Here is a 12,399-nt window from a genome sequence, read left to right on the forward strand (position 1 = left end):
TACCCGAATCTAGTCATCACTTACTCCACAAGATCAAAAGATACAGCAACCGCCAACAAAACTTACTACGGTTTCTGCGCAGCAACAGGTGGCTCTTCATAGCTGAGCCTGATCTGGAATGGTTCAACTAGAATGTTTTTTCGGTCTACATCAGGCACAATCCAGATACGCGACCGATTGCTTCGAGTCGTTTCATTCAAAATTACTTTTCCACTACGTAAATCAACTAACTGCAAATCAATCTGCGGCCCCTCTCTTGAGGGATGCCCATTACTTGTTTGTCTTCCAAAGACTATCACCGGAAGATCGAGAAACAGTGAGAGATCCACTCCTTGAGATTCCAATGGGCATGACCACATTAATTCGCCAGTCTTACGGTCTATAGAATAGACTATCCCCCCATTAAAGCCGATTGAAGTCGCACTTAATAAACGATACGAAACGCCTTTTTTCCTACGAAACGGCTGACTGGCAAACAGCAAATACTGCCGTGAATTTTGCAGCATAAACACACTTGTATGTTGAGCGGAAACTTTTTCTTTGACATTAAACTGCTTTTCACCCGTTCTCAAATCCAGAAATGAAATGGTTCTCTCATCATCGATCAGTACAACTTCATAATTTTGTCCAAGAGTGTAAATCGAAGACTCACTTAACTCTTGACTCCAGATCGCTTTGCCAGTTGTTAAATCTCGTAATTGCAGTCGACGGGGCTCTTTTGTTTCTGTGAGCAAGAACCGGTTAAAAGCAAATTTGGGAGACTCACCTTCGTCAAGTTTGAATGAACGTAGTACCTCACCATTCTGACCACTAAATAAGACATAGCGTGAATGAGATGAAAACGATTCAGAAGCAACCACGATGACATGATCTGCATCGCCAAAATGCCTGCTGCCGTTTACAATTCCCTGTCGCTTCCATAATATTTTTCCTGTCAGCAATTCTGCTGCAATCAATTCATTGCCGATCTGATATGTGATAAACTCTTCGTTAACTGCACCGATTTTTCCTAATAACTCACGATCCATGTTTCGCACTAAAAAATCGCGTAACACGGGAGTTTGCCCGTTGCGTTCTATGGAAATATAATCACGTACACTTGGTGGGCCTGCAATCATCCTTTGCTTCCATAATAATTCAGGTGGATGCGTGGAACTTGCATTCAAAGTATCAAGCACAAAAAAATGAGAGCCAAAATTAACAATCAGATATTGTTGATAGACTCGCGCAGAAAAATAAGGTTGGCCTGGCACTTCAATTTCTGCTTCAATCAACGGAAAAGCCCATTGTTGTTTTCCCTGACCGTCAAACGCGAAAAGAAATTCTTTTGCGGGACCAATCTCAATTCGGTAATTATCAAAGAGTGAATTCGAGAGGCCAATCAACTCAACCGGCAAAGATAAATTCTGCCCCTTTGGATGTTCACCCTGATAAACTTGAGCTGCATCTTCTGGCCAACTGGAATGAGCCTGCTCCCATTTCTGAAAATCTGACTCAGAACGCCATTCCCGAACTAACTGCGCCGCAGTTTTTCCATCCATACAAATCAGATCCGGCCAACGTGTCTCCAATTCCTTCAATAACTCGGCAGCCTGCGAATAACGATTCAACTGAAGATAAATTTCCGCTAGCTTTGCAGTAGCAAACGCAGTCATGAGTGGTTGCTTTGAAGTTCTCAGATGCTCAAGGTGTAGCATCAATTTTCGATGAAGCTGCTGTTGTTGTGTTTCTGAACTCTCATTGATGGCTTGCTCAAATAATCGAATCAGCGCAACCCGGACTTGCTGTGATTCTGGTAGATTACCACAACAATAAATAAAACGTTCCAAGTCAGACCGTTCTGCGTTCACAAGATAATTCGTATAATATTCGGAAAAGAGAGACCTAATCAGAGCTCGTTGCCTTGAAGATGCACGCCCGGCGATAAATTCGATTTGAGCTCGAATCCAACGATCCATACGTACAAATGAACCGGCATGCGTTTTTTCCGCATGGAAAACATTCTTGAGCTCTGAAAGTCGGAAATAATTTTGAAATGCGCCTTCAATATTGCCTTGCCTTTGGTAATTGATCGCCAGAATTTTAAAAAATTGCTGCTTTTGCTTATCGTTAACCAGGAATTTCTCTATTTTCGCTTTTTGATTTTGATGCTGATTGAAGTTGTACTCCAACTTACTTAGTAACAGTTCTGCATAAAGCCGTTTTGCTCGTAAAGTAGGCTTAATTTGAATCGATTTCTCTATTTTCTGCATCGCCTGATCAACATCACCGGCATATAATTCAAGCTCGCCGCGCAACAGCTGGGCCAATGCTAAATCATCCGGCCGATTAGATTGACTGGCAAGACGAATTTGTTGCCAGATTGATTCCACAGACTGAAAGCCAACAACTTCTGTCTCATTCTGAGAGACAATCATTCCCTTTGCGGCGACGAGATTTCCAATTGCTGTCGCTGTTTTGATTTGTGATCGTACGAGTACAAAACCATCAGAGAGACGTATGCACAAGATCTCACCAGTTTCAACTGGTTGATAATAGGTATCTTTGACAACAACTCCTCGCCCACTTGGTGCGCCAATCAGAGCCGATTTTGGCCAGGCGAGTGAACCATCACTCACTTTAATCGCTTCAATTTGATCATTACCAACTAATAATATTTTCCCTTCATGAATGGCAGCCACGAAAAGGTTATCCTTACGAGGACGTGACCATAATAATCTTCCATCGAAAAGATTCAGGCATTGAATACTTTGCTGTTTGCGGGAATGAATCAAAACTCGATCCCCCACAATGATCGGAGCAAATTCTGCCCAACCTTCTACATTTTTGTAGGTCATACTTGAGTAAACCGCTAGCCTAGGGTCTATTTCGCCATCTTCCTCAAGTTTTCTCCACAGCAATCTGCGATTGACGGCATCGATGCCGATTGTACAACTGCTTCCAGTCTGACAGACAATCACGCCATGTGCATAAGAGGGGCTCAGGCCCAGTCTGCGACGCACGTGATCTACGGATCGACGATCTGTGGTATAGTCATTCGCAATCGAGTTGTTACTACGATACAACGATTGTGTCCAGAGTGTTTTCCCTGTTTGAGAATCCAAAACTAAAAGTCGAAATTCCCGTCCTTCCTCTGCCAGACAGTAAAGTTTTCCATCTAACGGTAATGGGGGGCCTAAGAAATAATGGCCTGAGTAATCAATCGCATTTTGTAGACGGGGACCACCGACCTCCCACATAAACTTTCCAGAATCGACTTCAAAAGCAATAAGGCGATTGAAAGATTTTGGGACTCGTATATTTTCCTTATCCCGCATCGTGAAGTGATAAAACCCTCCAATAAATCCTACATTTTCGACGCTAAAGACCAGCTTCCCATCCGAACTCAAATGCCCGGCGGTATAATCCTGCCAGGCGCGTTGTGCCAGATATTTTTCTAATGGAGTCTGAGGGGCGCCAGAAAATTCCTGATCTGAATTCTCTGCATCTTTTAGCAATTCATGATAGAGTGCATCGGTTAATGTAGTTTCCCAACTCAATTCGCCCGTCGAAAGAGAGACAGCCTTCAAATTGCGATGTGTTCTGAAAATAACCTTATCATTCACAATTATAGGGCTAGCCGCAGGTAGTACTCCTTCAAAGTGTTTGCGGCGATGTTTCCTCAGTTTCTGAACTAGCTCTTCTAACAAAGGTGCTGCTTGTAGATCATTACGACTCGAATGATTGATTGTAGAAAAACGCCAAAACGGTTTCGTCGAAGGAACAGCAAACCGGGCCGATGCCAAACGTGAAGGACCACCACGATACATGGCCCAACTTTTTTGTTCCTGTGCTGCTTTCAAGTCGGGATTACCAACCAGACGGGACAACCATTCCACGGGATTTTCATCAGCTGTAAACAATGGCACTCTTTTTCCATTCGGAAATTGATATGCTTCTCCCTGAGTCAAGCGTGCTAACCGCATCAATGCTTGACGGGATTTTCCCAAATTACCGATATGATACCAGCAGACGGCTAGTTTGAAGGTGAGATGTGGCTCCTTCGTTCCCGCTAAATCATGCTGATTACGCAAAGCATCCCACTGCTGGATCGCTGCCCAGAAATCTCCCCGCTCAAAATAATAAGCCCCTAGGGAGTAAGCTGCATTCGCACCTGCTATCGTAAAGAAATAACGTCGAACAACGTCTTGTAACAGATTCACATCATGTTGTTCTTTTGCCTGAATCAAGAGTTGTTCTGCTGTAGCTCCATACTGCTGCGAATAAATTCGTTTTCCTTCAGGTGGCAATTCAGCCATCGACTGTTGTGCCAAATGTTTTAGGCTGACAAACCCAGAATCTTTTTTACTGAAAATGTAATCTTCCGGTGCTTCTAATACCTTCTGCAACTCAGGAATTGAGATCGCATACTTTTCCTCTCCAATTAACTTTAAAGCTTCTTGATAACTTTTTGAGTACGTACGGCTCGTCGGAAAGAAATTTTGCAGTTCTGACTGATCCAGATTACGTAACGGTTGGGCGCTACAAGGAACGGAAAATGTAGCCAAATGAAACAGGAGAATCACTACGAAACAAACATGGTGATAACTCAGTCTGCTAGACCTGTCTTGCTGAACTCGAGAAACCATAGGCGAATGAAGAACTTCAACTTCCTGCTAAAAGAAACACAACAATAAACAGGGCTCGAGCGAGCATCGAAACCCTTGACATTATCTGAACTGGTAGGATTGAGAATTAATTGATGATCAATTCGGTGTCGGCAATAACTTCCTCTATTCCTTGATCATTTAACTGCCCCTTTTGGAACGCGCGATTTGCTTTTACATCACCCTGCCACATCATCACGTTCACTTCAGCACCTTTTGCGACATTATACCCCACAGGGCCATCGGTCCCCAGATATACCGTCAAGGGAACGTTTTTAATCTCATTTTCTGTGGCGATCTTTTCCAGATCGGACTTCGCTGACTCCGGCTCATCGGTTAGTACAACAACAAAAGCCGCCATCTTTTTATCTTGATGTAACTTCACTTCCTGATCAATTTTCTTAATCAGTGTTTTCGTATTGTCATCAAAATCACGTACAAAAATACCAACGACAGGTCGGTCTCCATACAAACAGCGGTAGCAGAGATGCTTCCCTCTATGAGCTCCAGTCACATCAACCACATGAAAGGCAGGAGGCACTTCGCCAATTTCCATACCAGATCTAAAAGCCACTTCCTGCGTTTCATTCATTTCCAGCTCTTCAATGTCTGCTTCTATCTCTGGAATTTCAGCAGCCACTCCCAGTTCAGAATCTGGCTTAACGGGTTCAGAAACTTCAGTTTGCCCACAGCCAGAGAAAAGAGTGACTACAATCAAAGGAGCTACAACCGAGGTTGCCAGAATCTTGTTAAGTCTAATTCCCTGCATGGTATTTCTCCGCCATCATCAAACACAAACTGAAATCTCACCCGCAAAATCAATTGTATGCCGTCAACGCATCGACTGTCGAGTACGAAAGAGGAATTTTGCGGGTGAGTTGGCAGCCTGATACTGATAAGTTTCTCATAAACAAACCAGACATTCGGACATCACTATTTCAAGTTGTTGACGAGCTTCAGAATCGCTTTACTGTCGTCTGCTGCTTTCACTTTGGTATTTTTCATGACAACTTTACCATTCTTGTCAATCACAAAAGTCCAACGGGCAGCCGTCACACCTCGGGTCAATGATTCTTCTTTGCCATCAATTGTTCGCTTAATAGTGCCACCAGGTCTTAAGGGAACACCAAACTTCTTAGCCACCTTTCCATCTTCATCAGCCAGCAGAGTGAAATTGAGGTCATGCTCCTTTTTAAAGAGCCGGTGATTTCTTGCAGAGTCGCCACTGACTCCAACCACCTCTACATCTTTACCTTGAAGCTTTTTCATATCATCTCGAAATCCGCATGCCTGCTTTGTGCAGCCACCAGTTAAGTCTGCAGGATAGAAATAAACAACCAGTACTTTTTTGCCAACATAGTCTGTCGATTTCCAGCCTTTGCCTTGATCATCTGTCGCAGTGAAAGCAGGCGCAGAATCGCCGACATCCACTTTTCCAGGAGGACCTGAAACCTGACCAAACCCATTCGCTGAAAAACCACATAAACACAAAACACCGCACAACGAAGAGAAAGTTTTACGATACAAACCTGTCATTTCATTTACCTTATTTCAAAAGTTACAGATCATTGATTGTAAACCGACAATAAATCAGTCACCTGATTGTCCAAAAAAACATCTTATTTCACTATTTTATCAATCCTGTAGGAACACTCCGTGAATCATCAGCTTGTATCCTGCCATAATTATCAAATGCAGTTAATTTGCCAGGTTGCGCAATTAATAATCGTCCACCAACCATAACCAGATTGCCACCTGATTCACCATGAATTGACCCCAAGGCAATTTTTTGGGTTAGAAATCCTTGTTCTGCATCAACCACAAGAATCTCTTCCCTTAAAGGCCAATATACATATTTTCCTGCCAATATTCCTCGCCCATATCCAAACCCTTCAGGGTCTTGATAACCGACTTTCCAGCTAACAGTTCCCGTTCTTTTGTTTAAACCGAATAACTGATTGCCGCTCACATACAAGGTTGATTGATTCACGCCCAGTAAATCGCGGATTGGTTCAGGAAATTCTCGCTCCCAAAGTAACAAACCAGAATCAGCATCAAAGGCCATCAACAGAGAGGAATCTTGAGGTGCCGCGTATAAAATTCCTCGATCATACAAACAAGGAACTATTCCGGTTTTCATGTGATCGCTTAATTCAGTATGCGTAGATTCTTCTTGTGTCGGATAGGTTACAACCCAGTTGATCTTGCCATCATCTGAATCTAGTGAAGCAATCGCTCCCATATCTGTTGAAAGGTAAAGTTGACCTTCCGCGAGTGTCAGCAGCAAGTGGCTGATATAATTCACTCCCTCTTCAATGTTTCTTAACGCCATACAAACTTTTTGATTCCAGATTAACTCCCCTGTTTCAGTCGAAAAACAGGCTACGTTCGTTTGTACTTGAGGAAATCCACGATGCAACACGACAAACAACTTGCTGCCTGAAATGACAGGTGTCCCTTCGAAAGACCAGATAAAATTCTGTTCGCGCAATTGCGAAGAGGAAATTTTCCAAAGCAATTTCCCTTGCCCCTGGTCAAGATCGAGGCAGACTAAATCTGAAAAGAGACCTAATCGTTCATCTTTCGCAACAGAAGTCACCGGAGGTCCCATCCGTGCATAGAGCCGGCCTTCGGAAATTGTCATAGTGAAACGAGGCACACCCACCACGGGACGAAATGGCTTCCTGAAAAAGCCTCCTAACACAGAGGGATAAATAACAGGACTGGCATTTTGATCCGTAGACCAGGCGGGTAGTCCACTCTTCCAGTTCAATGCATAAATCCGTTCGGCGTCATTGAAAAAAACATGATCGCGGTGCACAACCGGAAAGATTCCGGGAGCAACTGCCTGTTTAAATGCTGGTTTACGAGTAAACTCTTGATTTCCAGTTCTCGGAATCCGAAAAGACCACGCGACAGCACCCACATCTACTTTTTTTTCTGCACGATAATTTCGAGTCTGGTGACCGGCAAACGTCAGCATTTCTGTCGTAGAATCCGGCAGAGAAACCAATGCTCGGTTTGAGAGAATGTCAGAGAGCAACGCAACAAAATTTCCCCCTTTCCCGGCAAGAGATCCTGCAGCCTGTGGGTAACGTTTACGAAACACATTCAACTCAAATTCCGCGCGTTTGAAATTGCCCTCAAAAAAACTGACCAGAATTAATCGAGCCAAAATTTCAGGCACTGATAAATCAGTATCGGGATACAGAAACACGCCTGGATTTGAACCCTGTTTTTCGGCATTAGAAACCGGGATCAACTTTCTCCAATGGGCGCGTGCCTGCGAAAGATCCCCCCGTTCCCAGGAGATATTACCCAGGCGATATAAAGCATCATCACCATAACTGCTCATTAGCGCCTGTTCGACAATATTCAGGAGCGGCTTTTGGGACGATTCTGCAATTGCTTCTTCCCACCAGCGCTTCGCACGAGGATCTACTTTTTCACGATAGATGGCAATCGCCTCAGGCGGAAACTGAGAAAGGAAAATCTGACAATACTCTGAGACCCGCACATAACGACCCGTCGATTCCGGGTAAAGCGAGTTACCATATTCATCAGATATCTGACGTAAAGTGTTGACAGCATCTTCCCACTGTTGCGAAGCTAAATAATCACGAACAGAACCCATTTTTTTGAGAACTGCATTATTCACGTCTAATGAGACAGACTCGCGAAATTTTGGTGGATTGGTTACCCGTTCCTGTTGAGCAAAACTGATCTCAGTTGAGAGACTCAGGGTTCCCAACATGATCAGAGCGATGGAACCGCGTAGCCTATGCATGGTTTTGGCAACCTCAACATTATCAGCAGATTGACACTAAAAAGGACACGCCTTAGTAGACGTGTCCCTAATTTGAAATCTCGTAGACAAATAAGATCCGTTATTTAAACTTAGCAGGACTGATTTTAATCTGTCCTAAATCAATCGTTTCTCCCGGTTTGATATCAACCGTAAATTTTCGTTCAACATAACCGACTTTTTCATGCCAGATACGAAAATCATTTTTCCCTTCGGGAAGATTTTCAATCGTAAATTTTCCATCTTTGTCAGACACAACCGCATAAGGGTGATCAACAACAAACCAGTAAGCGGTCATCCAGGGATGAATATCACACTTAACCTGCATCGGTAGAATTTCAGGAATGACGTTGGCAACATCTTTTCCGGTACGATCATTGGGGGCCAGAATAAAATTCACGGCTTGATTCTTAATCGGATAGGTATGCGTGTTGTGTGCTACACCGTCATCTGACTTCACGTTTACCACCTGGTCGGTCCGCACGATCAAGGCATGTGGGGCAAAGGTACATCCCTTTTGGTCAAAAACCACTTTCTTTTCTTTGGAAGACTTCAGATCGGGATGAATTTTCTTTGCCCGTCTCATATACATGAAAACATTTTGAATCCCTTTGTTCTCTGGATTCACTACCAGATCGTTATTTAAATGCTCCATACTCGCACAGACCGCTGCGTCTTTCACAGCAGGATCTCCCTTTTTCCGTTGAACTGTCGGTTTCGGCACGGGACCATCAAATACGAATTGCCCTGTTACCGATCCCCAACCAGCTGCAGAAACGTTTGCTGGTGCAAGAAAGCTTGTAATCGAAACCAAAAGAACGCCAATAATTATTTGGCTAAAATTCATTTTTTGCATAATCTAAATACCTCGTTTATTTAAATATTGATTGGATTGACTATTGTGGAGGTAGGTGCACGGAATCTGCATTCTTAAATAATCCGTACTGTAGGTGGGTTATAAGTTGGGTATGATCTGTATGCTCTACAAACCACCTGCACTCTGTGAGATATTCTCTACCTTCAGGATGACAGAATAAAGACCCAAAATCAAGCATTTATGAAATAGGATTACTGCAATTTCCCGGATCTTTGAAGGAACTAAAGACTATATAAGCTGGTCTTTATGTTTGAATTAGCCCATTTTCAATGAATCATGCACGTGTTGTAATATCAACAGGAGGACACTTGATTTGCAAGATTCTGCAGGATCTCTTGAAAGGCTTCGCGACCTACTGTGATTTCGACTCCTATTTCGACAGCCCAGACTGGTACTCCAGCCAACTTGTGTTCACTGATTTTTACAAGGTCTTTGCATGTCGTCAGGATCAGATCTGCTGAAGCAGCCGTAGCGTGAGTTCCGATTGTATTTAGCTCTGCTTGGGAATAGTGGTGATGATCGGGGAATACCTTCATTCGGGCAACCTGAAAACCAGCGCGTTTCAAAGTCTGCTTAAAGCCCTCAGGGTTTCCGATTGCACAGAATGAGACTACTGTTTTGCTCGCTACAGATTCCAGTAATTGTGTTTCTCCATGCGCATTCACTAAATACTGCGGCCGAAACTCAGCATGCACAATCAAATTGCAAGGAACCTGTTTCTCAATTTCACTTGTCAAGTTCTCCAGTTCTGCTTGCGAACATTGATCAGTACGCGTGAGAATCACTAAATCCGCCCGCTTTAACGCCGACTTTGGTTCGCGCAACAAACCACGTGGTAATAAATAACCATGTCCCCACGGACAAAGGGAATCGATCAAAACAATATTCAGATTTCTCGCAATTTTACGGTGCTGAAATCCATCGTCTAAAATCATTAGTTGCGCGCCTGCTTCAACGGCTTTCACAGCGGAAGCAAGCCGATTCGGGTTTTGATAATGTGGAACTCCGGGACAAAGACGATCTAGTAATAATTTTTCATCGTTTACCTCGCCAGGCAAAGAACGATACCCGCGGCTCAATAGAGCCACATTGATATTCTGTTTTTGAAACCATTGAGTCAGATACGCAACTAACGGCGTCTTACCTGTACCTCCCGTTGTAAGATTCCCTAAACTGATCACGGGAACGGCCACGTCCTTTACTGAACGCCAATGTCTATCGAACATCCAATTTCGAATCAAAACGGTAATGTAGTAAGGTAAACTTAAAAGCCAGAGGCAGGGTTTGAGAATTTGGGCTCTCAAGTCCGTTTTTTGGCCTGAGATGATTCTCAAATATTCCACTTCGTTCACGAATCGGCCTGCTTCAATTCTCGACAGGGTGAAATGATGTGGGCGGTGTTAACATAAAAAACACGCCCTGTTCAGAACATGATAGCTGAGTGCAATCAATCTGGCTAATCAATAGCCAGTATTCACATCTCAAAAAACTAGCACGATCAAAACAGGGCGTGGGTGCTGTGGAACGAATCGAAACCAGTTAGAGCATTCGCAGCCTGTATTCGGGCATTACAGGGTCGAAAGGCTCTAAAATGCTACAAGCAAGTGTGATCAGCACTATTTATAATTCTTCTTATATTTCTTGTAACTCAGTTCAACGATTCGTCCCATAATCAAACGGACTCGTCGAGTTTGCGGAACGTCTCCGGTCTCAGGAAAAATTGCGTAAACCTGATAAACATGTTGCACTCCGGGAATTAAAGGTCGTTTTGTAACAAACTCCCAGATGTCATCGTTTTCAGGATCACGGTAACCAATCATCTCGTCGCGTTGAACATTCAGCGCAACAACTCGAATATCCGTCGCACCAGGTGCATAGATATCCAAACCCGCTTGACGGGGATGGCTATCTGGTCCCTCTACAGGCATCATACGGGTTGGACGAGAATACGCGGTCCCCATCGTCCCGGGATAATGCAAAATAGTGGGATGGATCTGGATCCCTCGTCTCGCTAATGGCGGCGGTACGACACCACCGGCTGGCATCCCATAAGGACCAGCAATACCACTTCCAGCCTGGCACGACTGGCAACTACTGCGCGAATTGTATCCCATTCCACCATAGATGGCTCCTTGATAATAGTAATCTGCTATTGCCCCGACACCATAGACGGAATCCAGGCATCCAGATTTACATTTGTGTTTATGTTTATGGCCGAGTTTCCAGGGACTACAACATTTCCCTGAACCAAAAAGTTTCATGCCTCGATGTTTACAATGGCCTGAATTACATTTATGCCCCGCTTCTAACGGGCTTGCCATTGACATCCAGGCCATTCCCAGAACCAACAGTCCGGTAAGACCTGCCTTGGCAGTTTTTATTTTTATCATCTTAACCTAATGCTCCCTGTTTCAATGAGACCGAACTGAAGTTCTTAATGCTCACTGTAAGCACAGTGATGTTTCTCATAATCATTAACGCAAAATCAAAACTCTTTAGATATTGTATGAAACGCACCAGTTGACTCATGCAATAAAAATCAGACTGGCTTGATATCGAGAGACATCCCATCTCCCTAATCATTCAATTGCTGTATTTGCCAGAGTGGCTTGTTACGAAGCACACTCTAATTCCAAGCGTATCACTTCGGGAAAATGGTGCGGGAATGAAATTGAAGAAAGTCGATTCTTTTTGATTTGAGATGCATTCTTTTAGGAGTCCTTCCGAACTGGTAAAAGATCCACTTCAATCAATTTAGATAAACCTGTCAAAATATGTCATTTCAAACTGAAAAGACACAACGATTGAATCAATCTTCACTAGTTTTGATGGTAAATCCATATGCAATCACTATTCACCCAAAACCAGTTATGGAAACTATTTGTGACATTCCTAACATACCCCTGAAAGGACCTGAATCGAGTCGGATTAGTCCGCTTAGTCCGGTGAGCACTAGCAGTTTGGAAGAGAAACAGACAACATTGACAATTCACCGTATGGCAACTAAATTGCCATCTCCAAAGTGTCGATGCCGACTGATGTATTTGTCACACACTCTGATATCTTCGTGA

General features: G+C 43.6%; 7 protein-coding genes. All 7 read right to left on the reverse strand.

Annotated elements, in window-relative coordinates; genetic code table 11:
- Nucleotides 1–65: 65 nt before the first annotated feature.
- Nucleotides 66–4,547 carry a PQQ-binding-like beta-propeller repeat protein gene (locus tag V202x_RS09195; protein ID WP_197993306.1) on the reverse strand — a complete coding sequence of 1,494 codons (4,482 nt, stop codon included), beginning with the start codon at nt 4,545–4,547 and terminating at the stop codon, nt 66–68.
- A 187-nt stretch (nt 4,548–4,734) separates the two neighbouring features.
- Nucleotides 4,735–5,415: a hypothetical protein gene (locus tag V202x_RS09200; RefSeq protein WP_145173356.1), complete on the reverse strand. Its 681-nt coding sequence runs from the start codon at nt 5,413–5,415 to the stop codon at nt 4,735–4,737.
- Between the two features lie 164 nt (nt 5,416–5,579).
- Complete coding sequence (locus tag V202x_RS09205) at nt 5,580–6,182, reverse strand: peroxiredoxin (protein ID WP_145173359.1); 603 nt, start codon at nt 6,180–6,182, stop codon at nt 5,580–5,582.
- A gap of 91 nt (nt 6,183–6,273) precedes the next feature.
- Complete coding sequence (locus V202x_RS09210) at nt 6,274–8,433, reverse strand: PQQ-binding-like beta-propeller repeat protein (RefSeq protein ID WP_145173362.1); 2,160 nt, start codon at nt 8,431–8,433, stop codon at nt 6,274–6,276.
- A 100-nt stretch (nt 8,434–8,533) separates the two neighbouring features.
- Complete coding sequence (locus V202x_RS09215; protein ID WP_145173365.1) at nt 8,534–9,307, reverse strand: hypothetical protein; 774 nt, start codon at nt 9,305–9,307, stop codon at nt 8,534–8,536.
- Nucleotides 9,308–9,621: 314 nt separating this feature from the next.
- Entirely contained in the window at nt 9,622–10,680 is a 1,059-nt protein-coding gene (lpxK, locus tag V202x_RS09220; protein WP_197993307.1) for a tetraacyldisaccharide 4'-kinase, read from the reverse strand.
- A gap of 264 nt (nt 10,681–10,944) precedes the next feature.
- Nucleotides 10,945–11,718, reverse strand: coding sequence for a hypothetical protein (locus V202x_RS09225; protein ID WP_145173372.1), 774 nt, complete (start codon nt 11,716–11,718; stop codon nt 10,945–10,947).
- Nucleotides 11,719–12,399 lie beyond the last annotated feature (681 nt).

Source organism: Gimesia aquarii (assembly GCF_007748175.1).
GTDB lineage: Bacteria > Planctomycetota > Planctomycetia > Planctomycetales > Planctomycetaceae > Gimesia > Gimesia aquarii_A.

What these genes read in the sequence shown, in the direction of transcription:
- V202x_RS09210 (WP_145173362.1), bottom strand. Translation starts at nt 8,433, where the DNA reads ATGCATAGGCTACGCGGTTCCATCGCTCTGATCATGTTGGGAACCCTG.
- V202x_RS09200 (WP_145173356.1), bottom strand. Translation starts at nt 5,415, where the DNA reads ATGCAGGGAATTAGACTTAACAAGATTCTGGCAACCTCGGTTGTAGCT.
- V202x_RS09215 (WP_145173365.1), bottom strand. Translation starts at nt 9,307, where the DNA reads ATGCAAAAAATGAATTTTAGCCAAATAATTATTGGCGTTCTTTTGGTT.
- V202x_RS09225 (WP_145173372.1), bottom strand. Translation starts at nt 11,718, where the DNA reads ATGATAAAAATAAAAACTGCCAAGGCAGGTCTTACCGGACTGTTGGTT.
- V202x_RS09205 (WP_145173359.1), bottom strand. Translation starts at nt 6,182, where the DNA reads ATGACAGGTTTGTATCGTAAAACTTTCTCTTCGTTGTGCGGTGTTTTG.